The sequence below is a fragment of the Streptomyces sp. R21 genome (assembly GCF_041051975.1).
Lineage (GTDB): Bacteria > Actinomycetota > Actinomycetes > Streptomycetales > Streptomycetaceae > Streptomyces.
The window spans coordinates 7,665,411-7,681,661 of sequence record NZ_CP163435.1; the positions used below are offsets into that span (position 1 = coordinate 7,665,411).

The 16,251-nt window shown below is 69.7% G+C and carries 19 protein-coding genes; 13 read left to right on the top strand and 6 right to left on the bottom strand.

Features of this window, described 5'->3' with window-relative positions:
• Positions 1-219: 219 nt before the first annotated feature.
• Together AB5J56_RS34040 and AB5J56_RS34045 are read left to right on the top strand one after the other, a co-directional pair.
• On the top strand, positions 220-843 hold the full coding sequence (locus tag AB5J56_RS34040; protein ID WP_369238388.1) for a hypothetical protein: 624 nt from the start codon (positions 220-222) through the stop codon (positions 841-843).
• Positions 844-849: 6 nt separating this feature from the next.
• Positions 850-1,572 (top strand): hypothetical protein, encoded by a 723-nt coding sequence (locus AB5J56_RS34045; protein ID WP_369238390.1) that lies wholly within the window; start codon positions 850-852, stop codon positions 1,570-1,572.
• On the opposite strand, the gene AB5J56_RS34050 is transcribed toward AB5J56_RS34045, so the two are convergent.
• From AB5J56_RS34050 to AB5J56_RS34065, 4 genes are read right to left on the bottom strand one after another with little or no spacing between them, the layout of a single operon-like run.
• On the bottom strand, positions 1,549-2,562 hold the full coding sequence (locus AB5J56_RS34050) for a heme A synthase (RefSeq protein WP_369238392.1): 1,014 nt from the start codon (positions 2,560-2,562) through the stop codon (positions 1,549-1,551). The two genes, AB5J56_RS34045 and AB5J56_RS34050, sit on opposite strands and share 24 nt — an antisense overlap.
• Positions 2,563-2,604: 42 nt before the next feature.
• Entirely contained in the window at positions 2,605-3,375 is a 771-nt protein-coding gene (locus AB5J56_RS34055; RefSeq protein WP_369238394.1) for an ABC transporter permease, read from the bottom strand.
• A complete protein-coding gene (locus tag AB5J56_RS34060) occupies positions 3,372-4,295 on the bottom strand; it encodes an ABC transporter ATP-binding protein (protein ID WP_369238396.1) in 924 nt (307 codons plus the stop codon). The genes AB5J56_RS34055 and AB5J56_RS34060 overlap by 4 nt, the downstream gene beginning before the upstream one ends.
• Before the next feature lie 11 nt (positions 4,296-4,306).
• Positions 4,307-5,140, bottom strand: a complete 834-nt coding sequence (locus AB5J56_RS34065; RefSeq protein WP_369238398.1) for an aminoglycoside N(3)-acetyltransferase — start codon at positions 5,138-5,140, stop codon at positions 4,307-4,309.
• Between the two features lie 173 nt (positions 5,141-5,313).
• Here AB5J56_RS34065 and AB5J56_RS34070 point away from each other — a divergent pair, with 173 nt between their 5' ends.
• Genes AB5J56_RS34070 through AB5J56_RS34105 form a run of 8 tightly spaced genes read left to right on the top strand, consistent with a single transcriptional unit; the run spans position 5,314 to position 11,886 of the window.
• Positions 5,314-6,057: a helix-turn-helix transcriptional regulator gene (locus AB5J56_RS34070; protein WP_369238400.1), complete on the top strand. Its 744-nt coding sequence runs from the start codon at positions 5,314-5,316 to the stop codon at positions 6,055-6,057.
• Complete coding sequence (gene sufB / locus AB5J56_RS34075; protein ID WP_369238402.1) at positions 6,054-7,478, top strand: Fe-S cluster assembly protein SufB; 1,425 nt, start codon at positions 6,054-6,056, stop codon at positions 7,476-7,478. Before AB5J56_RS34070 ends, sufB begins: the two co-directional genes overlap by 4 nt.
• A 58-nt stretch (positions 7,479-7,536) precedes the next feature.
• On the top strand, positions 7,537-8,718 hold the full coding sequence (gene sufD / locus AB5J56_RS34080; RefSeq protein WP_369238404.1) for a Fe-S cluster assembly protein SufD: 1,182 nt from the start codon (positions 7,537-7,539) through the stop codon (positions 8,716-8,718).
• The gene (locus AB5J56_RS34085) at positions 8,718-9,047 is read left to right on the top strand and encodes a bifunctional 3-phenylpropionate/cinnamic acid dioxygenase ferredoxin subunit (protein ID WP_369238406.1); all 330 of its coding nucleotides are present in this window, start codon (positions 8,718-8,720) and stop codon (positions 9,045-9,047) included. Before sufD ends, AB5J56_RS34085 begins: the two co-directional genes overlap by 1 nt.
• Before the next feature lie 7 nt (positions 9,048-9,054).
• Positions 9,055-9,819, top strand: coding sequence for a Fe-S cluster assembly ATPase SufC (gene sufC / locus AB5J56_RS34090; protein WP_369238408.1), 765 nt, complete (start codon positions 9,055-9,057; stop codon positions 9,817-9,819).
• Entirely contained in the window at positions 9,816-11,072 is a 1,257-nt protein-coding gene (locus AB5J56_RS34095) for a cysteine desulfurase (protein ID WP_369238410.1), read from the top strand. The genes sufC and AB5J56_RS34095 overlap by 4 nt, the downstream gene beginning before the upstream one ends.
• 14 nt (positions 11,073-11,086) lie before the next feature.
• The gene (gene sufU / locus AB5J56_RS34100) at positions 11,087-11,551 is read left to right on the top strand and encodes a Fe-S cluster assembly sulfur transfer protein SufU (RefSeq protein ID WP_369238412.1); all 465 of its coding nucleotides are present in this window, start codon (positions 11,087-11,089) and stop codon (positions 11,549-11,551) included.
• Positions 11,548-11,886, top strand: a complete 339-nt coding sequence (locus AB5J56_RS34105; protein WP_369238414.1) for a metal-sulfur cluster assembly factor — start codon at positions 11,548-11,550, stop codon at positions 11,884-11,886. The genes sufU and AB5J56_RS34105 overlap by 4 nt, the downstream gene beginning before the upstream one ends.
• A gap of 70 nt (positions 11,887-11,956) precedes the next feature.
• On the opposite strand, the gene AB5J56_RS34110 is transcribed toward AB5J56_RS34105, so the two are convergent.
• Both AB5J56_RS34110 and AB5J56_RS34115 read right to left on the bottom strand, forming a co-directional pair.
• Positions 11,957-12,796 (bottom strand): AbfB domain-containing protein, encoded by an 840-nt coding sequence (locus AB5J56_RS34110; protein WP_369238416.1) that lies wholly within the window; start codon positions 12,794-12,796, stop codon positions 11,957-11,959.
• A 177-nt stretch (positions 12,797-12,973) separates the two neighbouring features.
• Complete coding sequence (locus AB5J56_RS34115) at positions 12,974-14,035, bottom strand: oxidoreductase (RefSeq protein WP_369238418.1); 1,062 nt, start codon at positions 14,033-14,035, stop codon at positions 12,974-12,976.
• 149 nt (positions 14,036-14,184) lie between these two features.
• Between AB5J56_RS34115 and AB5J56_RS34120 the strand changes: the two genes are divergently transcribed.
• The 3 genes from AB5J56_RS34120 to dapD are packed head-to-tail and all read left to right on the top strand — an operon-like array spanning position 14,185 to position 16,228.
• Positions 14,185-14,505, top strand: a complete 321-nt coding sequence (locus tag AB5J56_RS34120) for a multidrug efflux SMR transporter (RefSeq protein WP_369238420.1) — start codon at positions 14,185-14,187, stop codon at positions 14,503-14,505.
• Between the two features lie 31 nt (positions 14,506-14,536).
• The gene (locus AB5J56_RS34125) at positions 14,537-15,184 is read left to right on the top strand and encodes a TetR/AcrR family transcriptional regulator (RefSeq protein WP_369238422.1); all 648 of its coding nucleotides are present in this window, start codon (positions 14,537-14,539) and stop codon (positions 15,182-15,184) included.
• A gap of 54 nt (positions 15,185-15,238) precedes the next feature.
• A complete protein-coding gene (dapD, locus tag AB5J56_RS34130) occupies positions 15,239-16,228 on the top strand; it encodes a 2,3,4,5-tetrahydropyridine-2,6-dicarboxylate N-succinyltransferase (RefSeq protein ID WP_369238424.1) in 990 nt (329 codons plus the stop codon).
• Positions 16,229-16,251: the final 23 nt, after the last annotated feature.

Consider the following 16,251-nt stretch of genomic DNA (forward strand, 5'->3'; position numbering starts at 1 on the left):
CCCCGGAAGCGTGAGCGCGTAACCAGATGTTAACGGCGTCTGTCGGCATATGCGCATTGAGTTTGGTGATGAGCGTGTAACAAACAGGCTTCGGGGGATCTCCGGCCGGGTCGCCAGGGCTCCGCGAAGAATCATGGATGCGTCACTTGACACTCACTTGACATCGGCGCATGGTGGAGTGGTCGTCATGGAAGCGGGAGCGGAGACCGGGGGAGTGGCATGAGCGGAAAGAGCGCGCCGACCAATACGGCAGAGCGACCTCGGTGCGACCGACTGACCGAGGTACGGGACCTGATGGACGAGATGAAGTCGGAGTACGAGATACCGGAGGGCTGCTTCAGCTCCCTGGGCATGCTCATCACCGACGCCTCGCTGGCCGCCGACGAACCGGCGCTGCGGGCGGCCCACGACGGGCTGCGGCGGCTGTACGGGAAGCATGTCCGCGACGGCGACGAGTACAAGTGCGCCGAGCAGCGCGGACGCCTGCTCGGAATGATCGACGTGACGTTCTGGTCCCTGCGCCGGCTGCCCTCGGGGCTGCAGCTGAACCTCGACCCGGAAGGACACGCGGCCCGCTTCCTGACCGAGATCGCCCACGAGCCCGGCTTGAGCAACGAACAGCTCGCCAAGCGGCTCGAGGTGGACATCACCGAGATCAGCCGCCTCGGCCGCAAGCTCCTGGCGTCCGGCGTCGCCTCGAAGAGCCGCCAGTGGCGGTACAACGCCTGGGACATCACCCCGCGCGGCACCCGCTGCCTGGAACAGGCGGGCCTGATCGCCTCGGCACCGGAGGACCCGGAGCGCCCCACGGATACGAAGACCCCGCCCACCGCCGCGCGCTAGCGCGCCGTGCCGGAGGGGAAAGCGGCGGCCGAGGAAGCGGCGCCCGAGGCGGCGCCGTCGAAGGAAGAGCCGTCGAAGGAAGCGCCACCGCAGCAGCCGCCGAGTGCGCCCGCACCTCCGGGCGACGCGGGTGCGGTGCCGGTGTCGAGCGTGGGTGCCGAGTTCGCGCGCACCCGGGACATCGTCATCCTGGCCGGGGTCCTGCTGCTCCTGGCCTGCGCGTTCGGCACCGTCCTGCTGCAGGCCTGGCCACCGGCCCCGCCGCCGGCCGGTTCGGCGGCCGCCGCGCAGGAGCACGCGGCTCGGACGCGGATCCTGTTCTGGCGGCTCGGGCTGCTGCGTGACGTACGGCTGTTCGTCGTCGTGACGGCGGCGGGCGGCCTGGGCGCCCTGGTGCACGTGCTGCGCTCGCTCTACGAGTACGTCGGCAACCAGTCGCTGAGGCGCCGCTGGCTGCTGATGTACGTCCTGGAGCCCTACATCGGGGCCTTGATGGCGCTGGTCGTCTACTTCGTCCTGCGCGGCGGCCTGACCACGACGACGGCGTCCTCGAACGACATCAACCCCTACGGGGTGGCGGCGCTGGCGGCATTGGTCGGCATGTTCTCGCGGGAGGCCGTGCAAAAGCTCAACGATGTGTTCGAGACGGTGTTCACCGCCGCTGGGAAGAGCGCCGACCGCATACCGGCGCCCGCCGACCGTTCCTCAGACCCCGGCCCCGACCGATGAGCCCGCCTGGGTGGGGCCCGGAATCCCAAGGTCGGGCGCGGGCCGCTCGCGCAGCGACAGCAGCACCCGCAGCACCCCGATCCACACCAGGCACGAGCCGAGCATGTGGACGGCGACCAGGGCCTCCGGGAGGTCCGTGAAGTACTGGACGTAGCCGATGACGCCCTGGCCGAGGAGGATCAGGAACAGCTCGCGGGTGCGGTGCAGCGGGCCCATCGGGGCGTCGACCGCCTTGAGGACGAACCACAGCGCGAAGGTCAGCGTCACCACGATCCAGGCCAGCACCGCGTGCAGCTTGCTGATGGTCTCCCAGTCCAGCGGGATGCGCTTGACCTCGCTGGAGTCACCCGCGTGAGGCCCGGCACCGGTCACGACCGTGCCCACCCCGATCAGCAGCACGGCCGCGGCGGCCAGGCACCACACCAGCTGCTGCACGGCCTTGCCGACCAGCGGGCGCGGCGCGGCGTCGCCCTCGCGGGTGCGCTGCCACATCACCGCGGCGACCGCGATCAGGGCGGTCGAGAGCAGGAAGTGCGCCGCGACGGTGTACGGGTTCAGGCCGACGAGGACGACGATCCCGCCGAGGACCGCGTTGCTCATGACGATCCAGAACTGCGCCCAGCCCAGCCGGGTGAGGGACCGTCGCCACGGCTTCTCCGACCGCGCCGCGATGATCGCCCAGCCGACCGCCGCACACAGCACGTACGTCAGCATGCGGTTGCTGAACTCGATGATGCCGTGGAAGCCCATCGCACTGGTCGTGGTGAGCGAGTCGTCGGTGCACTTGGGCCAGGTCGGGCAGCCGAGGCCCGAGCCCGTCAGCCGAACGGCACCGCCGGTGACCACGATGACCACCGCCATGACGAGCGCGGCGAGAGCCGCCCGCTGAACCGTCCGGGAGGACGGGGTCCAGCGTTCGGCGATGAAGGAGAGCGGGTTGCGCGCGGCCTGGACGGCGTCGGCGGGGGTCACGTTCGGCACGGTCCCCATCGTAGGGGGCCGCTTGTGCACGCCTTCACGAGGGCCCCATACCTACTCCCAGCGGAAGAATTTCCCCGCCGCCGCCAGCCCCACGACCGCCCAGACGGCCAGGATCCCGAGGTCGCCCCACGGCATCCCGGCACCGTGCTGGAGCACGTCCCGCAGGCCGTCCGACAGGGCCGAGATCGGCAGCAGGCCCAGCACGTCCTGGGCGCCGGAGGGGAACTTGTCCAGCGGGACGATCACCCCGCCGCCCACCAGGAGCAGCAGGAAGACCAGGTTGGCCGCGGCCAGTGTCGCCTCCGCCTTCAGCGTGCCGGCCATCAGCAGACCGAGCCCGGAGAAGGCGGCGGTGCCGAGGACCAGCAGCAGGAGTACGGCGAGGGGGTTGCCGTGCGGCGACCAGCCGAGCGCAAAGGCGATCGCCGTCAGCAGGATCACCTGGAGGACCTCCGTGACCAGCACGGACACGGTCTTCGCGGCCATCAGACCCCAGCGCGGCAGCGGGGAGGAGGCGAGCCGCTTCAGGACGCCGTAGCGGCGCTCGAAGCCGGTCGCGATGGCCTGGCCGGTGAACGCCGTCGACATCACGGCGAGCGCGAGGATACCGGGGGTCAGGAAGTCGACCGCCTCGCCCTTGCCCGTGTCGACGATGTCGACCGAGCTGAACAGCACAAGGAGCAGCGTCGGGATGACCACCGTCAGGAGCAGCTGCTCGCCGTTGCGCAGCAGCATCTTCGTCTCCAGCGCGGCCTGGGCGCCGATCATGCGCCCGAGCGGCGCCGCCCCCGGCTTCGGGGTGTACGTGCCGGTGGTGGTCACGAACGCAGCTCCTTGCCCGTGAGTTCCAGGAAGACGTCTTCGAGGGTGTGGCGTTCGACGGAGATCTTCTCCGGCATCACGCCGTGCTGGGCGCACCAGGACGTCACCGTCGCCAGCAGCTGCGGATCGACCTTGCCGCCGACCCGGTAGGAGCCCGGCGTCAGCTCCGCCGCCGTGGAGTCCGCGGGCAGCGCCTTCAGGAGCGAGCCCACGTCGAGGCCCGGGCGCCCGCTGAACCGCAGGGTGTTCTCGGCGCCGCCGCGGCACAGCTCCTCGGGCGAGCCGTGCGCGATGACCTGGCCGGCGTCGATGATCGCCACGTCGTCGGCGAGCTGCTCGGCCTCGTCCATGTAGTGCGTGGTGAGGATGACGGAGACGCCGTCGGAGCGCAGATCGCGGACGAGGTCCCAGGTCGCGTGCCGTGCCTGCGGGTCGAGGCCCGCGGTGGGCTCGTCGAGGAAGACCAGTTCGGGGCGGCCGACCACGGCCATCGCGAGGGCGAGCCGCTGCTGCTGGCCGCCGGACAGTCGCCGGTAGGTCGTGCGGCCGCAGCTCTCCAGCCCCAGCCGCTCGATCAGCGCGTCCACGTCCAGGGGGTGCGCGTGCAGCTTGGCCACATGGCGCAGCATCTCGTCGGCCCGCGCGCCCGAGTAGACGCCGCCGGACTGGAGCATCACGCCGATCCGGGGCCGCAGTGCGGCGGCCTCGCGGACCGGGTCGAGGCCCAGGACGCGCACCGTGCCGGAGTCCGGTTTCCGGTAGCCCTCGCAGGTCTCGACCGTGGTCGTCTTGCCCGCTCCGTTGGGTCCGAGTACGGCGGTGATGCCCGCCGTGGCCACCAGGTCGAGGCCGTCCACCGCGGTCTTCGTGCCGTACCGCTTCACCAGGGCCTGGACCTGGACCACGGGGTCGCTTCGCATGAACGCCAAGTCTAAGGACGTCGCCGGGTGGTCCGGTCGCCGGGGGCCTCGGCCCAGTCCTCGCGCGGACGGTGCAGCGCCAGCCACCGTTCGGCGTAGGCCACCGCGTCGGCCACGGGGAACAGCCGCGCATCGGCGGCGCCCACCCGGCCCCGTACGACCGGACGGTCCCGCTCGAAGTCGTGCCCCAGCTCGTCGAAGCGGTCCGAGCTGATCGACACCTCGGTGACCACCTCCCAGCCGTCCGGGCCCGGACGGCCCACCTCGACCAGCGGCGACGGAATGCGGTACTCGGCCAGATGGAAGCTCGTGCACGCGTCGTATCCCGCGCCGAGCAGCAGCACCCGGGCGCCCAGCTCCTCGAGGCGGGCCAGCGGGCTGCGCTCGCCGAGCCGGCAGTCCGGCGCGTGCCCGTCGACGACGGCCGACGCGCGCGGGCCGAGCGCCGCGAACGAGGTCTGCGGGTGCGCGCTGCGCAGGGCGCCCGGCCAGGTGCGCACGGTCTCCGGGAGCACGCCCACCCCGCGCGACGGGGTGATCAGGGGGTCGTACGACGGCATCGAGGCGCGAATGCCGGCCCACCAGTGCTCGGGCACCGGCGGATTGCCCCACAGGGCCGGGTCCGAGAGGTCGCCGGTCTGGGTGGGGACCACCAGAGTGCCGCCCGGGCCGAGAGCGTCCAGGAGTCCCTGGACGACGGCCACCGCGGCGCCGGGGACCCAGCCGAGGGAGCTGAGCGAGGAGTGCACGAGCAGCGTCTCGCCGGGTCGTACGCCCAGCTCGCGCAGCTGCCGCGCGAGGGTGCTCCGGGTGACGAGTGGGCCGGTCGGAGGGGGTGTGGGCATGGTCCGGGAGTCTGCTGGACGGGGGCGGGCGGCGCCACCGGATTATTGGACGCGCTGATCGATCAAAGATCATTCCCGCAGGTCACCTTAGGTATACCTAAGTGATGCAGCGCACCGTAAGCCTCTCCCGGTGCGGGTTGTCAGGCTCTGAGGAATTACGCAACAATGGCGTTGTGAAAAACGTCGGCGAGGCTCGGGAGACCCCCACGGGGGCCCCTCAGGAAGAGCTCGCGACCGGGGAGCGGAGCACCCGCAACCGGGTCGCGCGATCCATCCTGGACCACGGCCCCTCGACCGTCGCCGATCTCGCCGGGCGCCTCGGCCTCACGCAGGCCGCCGTCCGCCGGCATCTCGACGCGCTGGTGGCCGACGACGTCGTGGAAGCACGCGAGCAGCGGGTCTACGGCGCGCGTACCCGCGGGCGTCCCGCCAAGGTGTTCGCCCTGACCGACTGCGGTCGCGACGCCTTCGACCAGTCGTACGACAAGCTCGCCGCGGACGCACTCCGCTGGATCGCGGAGCGCGAGGGCGGGCAGGAAGCCGTCGTCGCCTTCGCCCGCGCCAGGATCGCCGCCCAGGCCGGCGCCTACCGCGAGGCGGTGGAGGCCGCGGCCCCCGAAGAGCGGGCCGAAGCGCTGGCCAAGGCCTTGAGCGCGGACGGGTACGCTGCTACGGCGAAGAACGCGCCCCTTCCGCAGAAGGGCGAGCAGCTCTGCCAGCACCACTGTCCGGTCGCCCACGTGGCCGAGCAGTTCCCGCAGCTGTGCGAGGCGGAGACCGAGATCTTCTCCCAGCTGCTCGGCACGCACGTCCAGCGGCTGGCCACCATCGCCCACGGCGATGGCGTATGCACCACGTTTATCCCCAAGACCGCACATAACGCATCTGCAAGCACCGCCGGGAGGAACCCCGCATGACGCTCCCCATCGAGGAGACTGCCCACCCTGAGCTCGAGGGTCTGGGCACGTACGAATACGGCTGGGCCGACTCCGACGTGGCCGGTGCCTCTGCCAAGCGCGGCATCAACGAGGACGTCGTCCGGGACATCTCCGGGAAGAAGAACGAGCCGGAGTGGATGACCAAGCTCCGTCTCAAGGGCCTGCGCCTCTTCGAGAAGAAGCCCATGCCGAACTGGGGCTCGGACCTGTCGGGCATCGACTTCGACAACATCAAGTACTTCGTGCGCTCCACGGAGAAGCAGGCGGAGTCCTGGGAGGACCTGCCCGAGGACATCAAGAACACGTACGACAAGCTCGGCATCCCCGAGGCGGAGAAGCAGCGCCTCGTCGCGGGCGTCGCGGCCCAGTACGAGTCCGAGGTCGTCTACCACCAGATCCGCGAGGACCTGGAGGAGCAGGGTGTCATCTTCCTGGACACCGACACCGCCCTGAAGGAGCACCCCGAGCTCTTCAAGGAGTACTTCGGCACGGTCATCCCGGTCGGCGACAACAAGTTCGCGTCGCTGAACACCGCGGTGTGGTCCGGCGGCTCCTTCATCTACGTGCCGAAGGGCGTGCACGTCGAGATCCCGCTCCAGGCCTACTTCCGTATCAACACGGAGAACATGGGCCAGTTCGAGCGGACGCTGATCATCGTCGACGAGGACGCCTACGTCCACTACGTCGAGGGTTGTACGGCGCCGATCTACAAGTCGGACTCCCTGCACTCCGCGGTCGTCGAGATCATCGTGAAGAAGGGCGCCCGCTGCCGTTACACGACCATCCAGAACTGGTCGAACAACGTCTACAACCTGGTCACCAAGCGCGCCGTGGCGTACGAGGGCGCGACCATGGAGTGGATCGACGGCAACATCGGCTCCAAGGTCACCATGAAGTACCCGGCCGTCTACCTGATGGGCGAGCACGCCAAGGGCGAGACCCTCTCCATCGCCTTCGCGGGCGAGGGCCAGCACCAGGACGCCGGCTCCAAGATGGTCCACATGGCGCCGAACACCTCCTCCAACATCGTGTCGAAGTCGGTGGCCCGTGGCGGCGGCCGTACCTCGTACCGCGGTCTGGTCGAGATCGGCGAGGGCGCCCACGGCTCCAAGTCGAACGTGCTGTGCGACGCGCTGCTCGTCGACACCATCTCCCGCTCCGACACGTACCCCTACGTGGACGTCCGCGAGGACGACGTGTCCATGGGCCACGAGGCGACCGTCTCCAAGGTCTCCGAGGACCAGCTCTTCTACCTGATGAGCCGCGGTCTCACGGAGTTCGAGGCGATGGCGATGATCGTGCGCGGCTTCGTCGAGCCGATCGCCAAGGAGCTGCCCATGGAGTACGCCCTCGAGCTCAACCGGCTGATCGAGCTCCAGATGGAAGGCGCGGTCGGCTAACCACCGACCCCCGTCCCCATCAAGCCACTCACGCAAGAAAGCGAGCAGACCGACAGCCATGGCTGAGGCTCAGAACATCCCCGTGGGCTCCACCACCGCGGGCCAGATCGCGGTGGCCGCCGAGTCGACCGTCGCCACGCGCATGAGCGCGCCCCCGTCCTTCGACGTGCAGGACTTCCCGGTCCCGCACGGCCGCGAGGAGGAGTGGCGGTTCACGCCGCTGGAGCGGCTGCGCGGGCTGCACGACGGCACCGCGGTCGCCACCGGCGACGGCGTGAAGGTCGACATCGAGGCCCCCGAGGGCGTCATCGTCGAGACCGTCGGCCGCGACGACGCCCGGCTCGGCAAGGCCGGCACCCCGGTGGACCGCGTCGCCGCCCAGGCGTACTCCGCCTTCGAGAAGGCCGGCGTGGTCACCGTCCCCAAGGAGACGGTGCTCACCGAGCCGATCCGCATCGCGGTGCACGGCGAGGGTGGCGTGGCCTACGGCCACCAGGTCGTCGAGCTGGGAGCCTTCGCCGAGGCCGTCGTCGTCATCGACCACACCGGTGACGCCGTGCTCGCCGCCAACGTCGACTACATCCTGGGCGACGGCGCCAAGCTGACCGTCGTCTCCGTCCAGGACTGGGACGACAAGGCCGTGCACGTGGGCCAGCACAACGCGCTGATCGGCCGGGACGCCACCTTCAAGTCGTTCGTGGTCACCTTCGGCGGCGACCTCGTACGCCTGCACCCGCGCGTCGCCTACGCCGGCACCGGTGGCGAGGCCGAGCTCTTCGGCCTGTACTTCACGGACGCGGGCCAGCACCAGGAGCACCGCCTCCTGGTCGACCACAACACCCCGCACTGCAAGTCCAACGTCGCCTACAAGGGCGCGCTCCAGGGCGAGGGTGCCCACGCGGTGTGGATCGGCGACGTCCTCATCGAGGCCAAGGCCGAGGGCACCGACACATACGAGATGAACCGCAACCTGGTTCTGACCGACGGCGCCCGCGTCGACTCCGTGCCGAACCTGGAGATCGAGACCGGCGAGATCGTCGGCGCCGGCCACGCCTCGGCGACCGGCCGCTTCGACGACGAGCAGCTCTTCTACCTGATGGCCCGCGGCATCCCCGCCGACGAGGCCCGCCGACTGGTGGTCCGCGGCTTCTTCGCCGAGCTGGTCCAGCAGATCGGCGTCGACGACATCGAAGAGCGCCTTCTCGTGAAGATCGACGAGGAGCTGGAGGCGACGGTCTGATGACTGCCCCTTCGACCTTCGTGCGCGCCTGCGGGCTGAGCGAGCTGGAGGAGAACACCCCGACGCGGGTGGAACTCGACGGCACGCCGGTCTCGGTCGTCAAGACCGAGGGGGAGGTGTTCGCGATCCACGACATCTGCTCGCACGCGAACGTCTCGCTCTCCGAGGGCGAGGTGGAGGACTGTCAGATCGAGTGCTGGCTGCACGGCTCCAGCTTCGACCTCCGCACCGGCAAGCCGTCCGGCCTTCCCGCGACGCGACCCGTCCCCGTATACCCCGTAAAGATCGAAGGAGACGACGTGTTCGTCTCCCTCACCCAGGAGTCCTGAGGAACCCATGGCAACGCTTGAAATCCACGACCTGCACGTCACCGTCGAGGCCGACAACGCCACGAAGGAGATCCTCAAGGGCGTCGACCTCACCGTGAAGCAGGGCGAGACGCACGCCATCATGGGCCCCAACGGCTCCGGCAAGTCGACGCTCGCCTACTCGCTCGCGGGTCACCCGAAGTACACGATCACCGGCGGCACCGTCACCCTCGACGGTGAGGACGTCCTGGAGATGTCCGTCGACGAGCGCGCCCGCGCCGGCCTGTTCCTCGCGATGCAGTACCCGGTCGAGATCCCCGGTGTCTCCGTCTCCAACTTCCTGCGCACCTCGGCCACGGCCGTGCGCGGCGAGGCCCCCAAGCTGCGCACCTGGGTGAAGGAGGTCAAGGAGACCATGGAGCGCCTCTCCATGGACCCCGCCTTCGCCGAGCGCAACGTGAACGAGGGCTTCTCCGGCGGTGAGAAGAAGCGCCACGAGATCCTTCAGCTGGAGCTGCTCAAGCCGAAGATCGCGATCCTCGACGAGACCGACTCCGGCCTGGACGTCGACGCCCTGCGCGTCGTCTCCGAGGGCGTCAACCGCGTCCGCGAGACCGGCGAGGTCGGCACCCTGCTGATCACGCACTACACGCGCATCCTGCGCTACATCAAGCCCGACTTCGTCCACGTCTTCTCCGCCGGCCGCATCGTCGAGTCCGGCGGAGCCGAGCTCGCCGACAAGCTGGAGAACGAGGGCTACGAGGCTTACACGAAGGGTGGCGTATCCGCGTGACGCAGCTGCCGGGCCTCCTCGACACCGAGGCGATCCGCAAGGACTTCCCCATCCTGGACCGTCAGGTCCACGACGGTAAGAAGCTCGTGTACCTGGACAACGCGGCGACTTCGCAGAAGCCGCGCCAGGTGCTGGACGCCCTCAACGAGTACTACGAGCGCTACAACGCCAACGTCCACCGCGGTGTGCATGTGCTCGCCGAGGAGGCCACGGCGCTGTACGAGGGCGCGCGCGACAAGGTCGCCGCGTTCATCAACGCGCCGAGCCGCGACGAGGTGATCTTCACCAAGAACGCCTCGGAGTCGCTCAACCTCGTGGCCAACATGCTGGGCTGGGCCGACGAGCCCTACCGCGTGGACCACGAGACCGAGATCGTCATCACGGAGATGGAGCACCACTCCAACATCGTGCCGTGGCAGCTGCTGTCGCAGCGCACCGGCGCCAAGCTGAAGTGGTTCGGCCTCACCGACGACGGCCGCCTCGACCTGTCCAACATCAACGAGATCATCACCGAGAAGACGAAGATCGTCTCCTTCGTGCTGGTGTCGAACATCCTGGGCACGGTCAACCCGGTCGAGGCGATAGTGCGCCGCGCTCAGGAGGTCGGCGCCCTCGTGCTGATCGACGCCTCGCAGGCCGCCCCGCACATGCCGCTGGACGTGCAGGCCCTCCAGGCGGACTTCGTGGCCTTCACCGGCCACAAGATGTGCGGTCCGACGGGCATCGGCGTCCTCTGGGGCCGGCAGGAGCTGCTTGAGGACCTTCCGCCGTTCCTCGGCGGCGGCGAGATGATCGAGACGGTGTCGATGCACTCGTCGACGTACGCTCCCGCCCCGCACAAGTTCGAGGCGGGCACCCCGCCGATCGCCCAGGCGGTCGGCCTCGGTGCGGCGATCGACTATCTCTCCTCGATCGGCATGGACAAGATCCTCGCCCACGAGCACGCGCTCACCGAGTACGCGGTGAAGCGGCTCCTGGAGGTCCCCGACCTGCGGATCATCGGCCCGACCACGGCCGAGGACCGCGGCGCGGCGATCTCGTTCACGCTCGGTGACATCCACCCGCACGACGTGGGCCAGGTTCTCGACGAGCAGGGCATCGCGGTACGCGTGGGTCATCACTGCGCACGCCCCGTCTGCCTGCGGTACGGAATTCCTGCGACCACGCGAGCGTCGTTCTATCTGTACTCCACGCCGGCCGAGATCGACGCACTGGTCGACGGCCTGGAGCACGTCCGGAACTTCTTCGGCTGAGGGGCTGCTGAGTCGTGAAGCTTGATTCGATGTACCAGGAAGTCATCCTGGACCACTACAAGCACCCGCACGGGCGGGGCTTGCGGGATGGCGATGCCGAGGTGCACCACGTCAACCCGACGTGCGGCGACGAGATCACGCTGCGCGTGAAGTACGACGGCGAGCAGATCGCGGACATCTCGTACGAGGGCCAGGGCTGCTCGATCAGCCAGGCCTCGGCCTCCGTGCTGAACGAGCTGCTCGTCGGCAAGGACCTGGCCGACGCGCAGAAGGTCCAGGAGACCTTCCTGGAGCTGATGCAGTCCAAGGGCCGCATCGAGCCGGACGACGCGATGGAGGAGATCCTGGAGGACGCGGTCGCGTTCGCCGGTGTCTCCAAGTACCCGGCCCGTGTGAAGTGCGCCCTCCTGAGCTGGATGGCATGGAAGGACGCGACGGCCCAGGCACTGGGCGAGAGCGCCGAGAGGAAGACGGCATGAGCGACAACGACACTCTGACGACGAAGCCCGCCTCCGAGGAAGAGGTCCGTGAGGCGCTGTACGACGTCGTCGACCCCGAGCTGGGCATCGACGTCGTCAACCTCGGCCTCATCTACGGCATCCACATCGACGACGCGAACATCGCGACGATCGACATGACCCTCACCTCGGCGGCCTGCCCGCTGACGGATGTCATCGAGGACCAGGCCAAGTCCGCCACGGACGGCATCGTCAACGAACTGCGCATCAACTGGGTCTGGATGCCGCCGTGGGGCCCGGACAAGATCACGGACGACGGCCGTGAGCAGCTGCGCGCGCTCGGCTTCAACGTCTGAGACGCACCTTGTGTACGAGGCCCCCGGCGTGACTCATGCCGGGGGCCTCGCCGCGTCTGTCGGGCGGGCCTCAGCTCAGCCCGTTCACCAGCAGGAACGCCGAGTCCGCCTGGTACAGCGCGCTGTTCTGGTAGGGATCCAGGCGCAGCCGGAAGTTCTGGTGGCGCAGGAAGCGGCCCGGATAGTTGATCGACTCCAGGGTGACCGCGCCGGAGTAGGGCGAGGGACGGGGGCAGAACGTGGCGTCCCGCTCGAAGAGGGACGAGCCGTCGTCGCGCTCGTCGCGCAGGACGAAGTCGCGGTGGCGGAGGTAGCCGCCGTCGGCTGTCGTGAAGGAGTAACACGAGGCGTCCGCAAGGCCCTTGACCCGCTTGAACGTGGCGTCCCGCCGGTCCGCGGCGGAGTCGGCCGGTGCGAGTGCGACGTAGCCGCCGCTCACCTGCCAGTAGCGGTCGGGGTAGTTGACCGAGCGGATGGACGTGCCGGCCGTCGAGGGCTTCGGTCGGGGCGAACTGCCGTGGGGCGCGGACGACTTGGACGGCTCGGCGGAGGCCGTGGGTGTGGTGGTGGCGTGGTGGCCCGGCCGCCCGGAGGCGGTTGTCGAGGGCCGGGCGGACGACGGACGGCTCGTGCCGCTCGGTGTCACGACGCCACTTGCGGAGGGGCTGGCGAACGAGATGAGGCCGGGCCCCGATGTGTCGACCGCGGTTATCGCATCCGGCACGGATGATGACGTGTCGTCAGAATCCCTCCCTGTCACGGCAATTGCCGTCACGCACGCGACGACGGTGGCCAGGGCGACGGCACCGGCCAGCCAGAGCCGCCGCGTCCCCGGCTCGCGGGAGGTGTCCGGGGTCCAGCCGTTCTCCCACGGTTGCTTCCGAGGGGGCCGGGACTTGTTCTCTGCCATGCGCTGTTCCTCCGGCGGCGCAGACGACGACGGCTGCGACAGTGAGGGGAGTGGGAGGGGAGGGCGTGAGGGAAAAGTGTTGAACGGTGAAACACTAGTGGAGCGAGTGGGCGGCCAGCAGCCGTTTCAGTGAGCGGTTTCTATGAGATTCCAGGGCCCGGTGTGACGCGAGTGGCTTCACATGGCTCTCAGCAGCACGTCAGCGAGCCCTTCCCGGCGGATGCGCTGGTCGATGTAGAGCAGCGTGGCGATCAGCGGCAGGAACACCATCGCGAACATCTGGGTGATGAGGTTTCCGGCCATCGACAGCACCATGTAACCCCCCATGCCATGCAGGGAGTTCGCGAAAGCGTCGGCCATGTCCGTGGGCGGCGGATGCGACATGTCGTACGGCTGGGGCCTGGGCATCGCGAAGCTCAGCGGCAGCCCGATGGCGAGCGACACGATCAGCACCGTCATCCCGCCGAGCAGCAGGATGCCGAACGTGCGCCACCACGCGCCCTTGACCAACCGCACCGAGCGGCGCAGCGCCTGCACGGGCCGCGCCGACTCCAGTACGGCGGCCGCCGGGGCGAAGCCGAACAGGACGTACAGCCAGACCGTCAGCGGCACCGTCAGCATCGCCAGCAGGAAGAGGATTCCGACGGGCAGCACCGTCCCGGAGACCACCGCCAGCACGAAGGACACGAACAGCGCGACGAACAGCAGCGTCGGGACCAGCACGACCAGGCCGAGCAGCAGCCACACGCCGAGTACGGACGGAGTGCGCGGCCAGGAGCGCCGCCAGACCTGGCGCAGGGTGGTCCGCCGGCCCAGCACCGCGTCGTGCAGGGTCGCCGCGCACGAAGCCTGGACGAACGCGCCTGCCGCCAGCAGGCCCACCAGCGCGAGGGCCCACACCGTGCCGAAGGCGAGCAGGACCGGGCGGACGTCGGACCAGAGCGGATCACCGTGCGTGGCGTAGAGGGCGTCGGCATGGTCCCGCACCGAGAAGTACGCCACGGTCCCTGCACCCGCCAGCAGGGCGCCCAGGGCGACGTACGCCAGGATCGCGAGTCCGAACAGCGGCCCGGCATAGCGGCGCATCGTGGCGAACGCGCCGCCGAAGACGGTGTCCACGCCGAGTGGTGCGAGCGGTATGACGCCCGGCTTGGGCGGCGGGGGCGGAGGGGTCCAGCCCCAGCCGCCGGGAGGGCCCGCGTACGGCCCCGATGGTCCCCACCCCGAACTGTCCGACATCGCTCTTGCGCTCCGATGTTCCAGGAGCCTCGCGACTCCGCCTCCCCGACTGTGATCGCGAACGATATCCCCTGCGGCGCACGCTGCCCACGGGTGTTGCGGAGGCTTGATGTGTACGGTCGTACACATCGATGTGTACACTCGTACGCATGGGATATGTGCAGCTCGCCGGAGCCATCGCCGCCGAGGTGGCCGCCACGACCGCGTTGAAGTACAGCGACGGCTTCCACCGGTTCTGGCCCTCGCTGATCACCGTCATCGGATACGGCCTCTCGTTCGTGCTCCTCGCCTGGACCCTGAAGACCGTCTCGGTCGGCACGGCCTACGCGATCTGGGCCGGCGCCGGCACCGCCGCCATCGCCGCGATCGGCATGCTGTTCCTCGGGGAGGGCCTGAACGCCGCCAAGCTCGCCGGGATCGCGCTGATCATCGTCGGGGTCGTGGTGCTGAACCTCGGAGGTGCGCACTGATGGCGCACCGCGCCCGGGAAGGCGAGCGCTGATGGTTCGGCGCTACGACCCCGAGCGGCGCCAGAGGATCATCGACGCGGCGATCCGTGTGGTGGGCGCGGGGGGCCTCGCCGGGCTGAGCCACCGCTCCGTCGCCGCCGAGGCCGACGTGCCGCTCGGCTCCACCACGTACCACTTCAAGACCCTCGACGAACTGATGGTCGCGGCGCTGCGGCAGGCGAACGAAGGGTACGCCGCGTGGGTCGCGGCCCGCCCTGGGCTGGCGGACCCCGACACCGACCTGGCCGGGGAACTCGCCGCGATGACAGGCGAATGGCTCGCCGGCGACCCCACCGTCGTAGAGCTGTCGTACGAGCTCTACCTCGCCGCGCTCCGCCGCCCCGCCCTGCGCCCGGTCGCCGCCGAATGGGTCGAGGTCCTGGCCGCCCCCATTGCCCGCCGCACCGATCCGGCCACCGCCCGTGCCGTCGTCGCCCTGATCGACGGGATCTGTCTGCAAGTGCTGCTGACGGGGGTGCCGTACGACGAGAGGCAGGCGCGGGAGGTACTGGGGCGGGTCATCGCCTCCCCGGCCTCCCCGGCCTCCCCGGCGTCTTCGGCATCCTCTTCTTCATCCGCTCGCGGAAACCGTGAACCTTTTGACGACCGGCGGGGAACAGGGGGTGCGCCCGGTCCCTGAGACGCCCGGCGCACCGGTTCGCTCGCGCGGGCCCCGCCAAGTTAGGTTTCACCCATGACCGACACGACTGCTACTCGCACCACCGGCGCCGTCGCCGCCGGCCTCGCCACCGTCACCGCCGACGGCACCGTCCTCGACACCTGGTTCCCCGCGCCCGAGCTGGTGGGCGAGCCCGGCCCCTCCGGCAGTGAGCGGCTGTCCGCCGAGCGTGCCGTCGAGCTGCTCGGCGAGGGCGCCGCGAAGGCCATCGGCCCCGACGCCCGTCGCGGCGTCGAGGTGGTCGCGGTCCGTACGGTCATCGCCTCGCTGGACGACAAGCCGCTCGACGTGCACGACACCTATCTGCGTCTGCACCTGCTCTCGCACCGCCTGGTCAAGCCGCACGGCCAGAGCCTGGACGGCATCTTCGGCCACCTCGCCAACGTCGCCTGGACCTCGCTCGGCCCGGTCGCCGTCGACGACGTCGAGAAGGTCCGGCTGAACGCCCGCGCCGAGGGCCTGCACCTCCAGGTGACGTCCATCGACAAGTTCCCGCGCATGACGGACTATGTCGCGCCGAAGGGCGTCCGCATCGCCGACGCCGACCGGGTCCGCCTCGGCGCGCACCTCGCCGCGGGCACGACCGTCATGCACGAGGGCTTCGTGAACTTCAACGCGGGCACGCTCGGCACCTCCATGGTCGAGGGCCGCATCTCCGCGGGTGTCGTGGTCGGCGACGGCTCGGACATCGGCGGCGGCGCCTCCACGATGGGCACGCTGTCCGGCGGCGGCAACGTCCGCATCACCATCGGCGAGCGATGCCTGATCGGCGCAGAGGCGGGCGTCGGCATCGCGCTCGGCGACGAGTGCGTCGTCGAGGCGGGCCTTTACGTCACCGCGGGCACCCGCGTCACGATGCCCGACGGCCAGATCGTCAAGGCGCGCGAGCTCTCCGGCGCCTCCAACATCCTCTTCCGCCGCAACTCGGTCTCGGGCACGGTCGAGGCCCGCCCGAACAACGCGGTCTGGGGCGGCCTGAACGAGGTTCTGCACAGCCACAACTGACGTGCGTTCCCGAGCGCCCTCCC

Coding starts and splice junctions, on each gene's coding strand:
- AB5J56_RS34040 (WP_369238388.1), top strand. CDS start 220: ATGAGCGGAAAGAGCGCGCCGACCAATACGGCAGAGCGACCTCGGTGC.
- AB5J56_RS34050 (WP_369238392.1), bottom strand. CDS start 2,562: ATGGGGACCGTGCCGAACGTGACCCCCGCCGACGCCGTCCAGGCCGCG.
- AB5J56_RS34060 (WP_369238396.1), bottom strand. CDS start 4,295: ATGCGAAGCGACCCCGTGGTCCAGGTCCAGGCCCTGGTGAAGCGGTAC.
- AB5J56_RS34065 (WP_369238398.1), bottom strand. CDS start 5,140: ATGCCCACACCCCCTCCGACCGGCCCACTCGTCACCCGGAGCACCCTC.
- sufB (WP_369238402.1), top strand. CDS start 6,054: ATGACGCTCCCCATCGAGGAGACTGCCCACCCTGAGCTCGAGGGTCTG.
- sufD (WP_369238404.1), top strand. CDS start 7,537: ATGGCTGAGGCTCAGAACATCCCCGTGGGCTCCACCACCGCGGGCCAG.
- AB5J56_RS34085 (WP_369238406.1), top strand. CDS start 8,718: ATGACTGCCCCTTCGACCTTCGTGCGCGCCTGCGGGCTGAGCGAGCTG.
- sufC (WP_369238408.1), top strand. CDS start 9,055: ATGGCAACGCTTGAAATCCACGACCTGCACGTCACCGTCGAGGCCGAC.
- AB5J56_RS34105 (WP_369238414.1), top strand. CDS start 11,548: ATGAGCGACAACGACACTCTGACGACGAAGCCCGCCTCCGAGGAAGAG.
- AB5J56_RS34110 (WP_369238416.1), bottom strand. CDS start 12,796: ATGGCAGAGAACAAGTCCCGGCCCCCTCGGAAGCAACCGTGGGAGAAC.
- AB5J56_RS34115 (WP_369238418.1), bottom strand. CDS start 14,035: ATGTCGGACAGTTCGGGGTGGGGACCATCGGGGCCGTACGCGGGCCCT.
- AB5J56_RS34120 (WP_369238420.1), top strand. CDS start 14,185: ATGGGATATGTGCAGCTCGCCGGAGCCATCGCCGCCGAGGTGGCCGCC.
- AB5J56_RS34125 (WP_369238422.1), top strand. CDS start 14,537: ATGGTTCGGCGCTACGACCCCGAGCGGCGCCAGAGGATCATCGACGCG.
- dapD (WP_369238424.1), top strand. CDS start 15,239: ATGACCGACACGACTGCTACTCGCACCACCGGCGCCGTCGCCGCCGGC.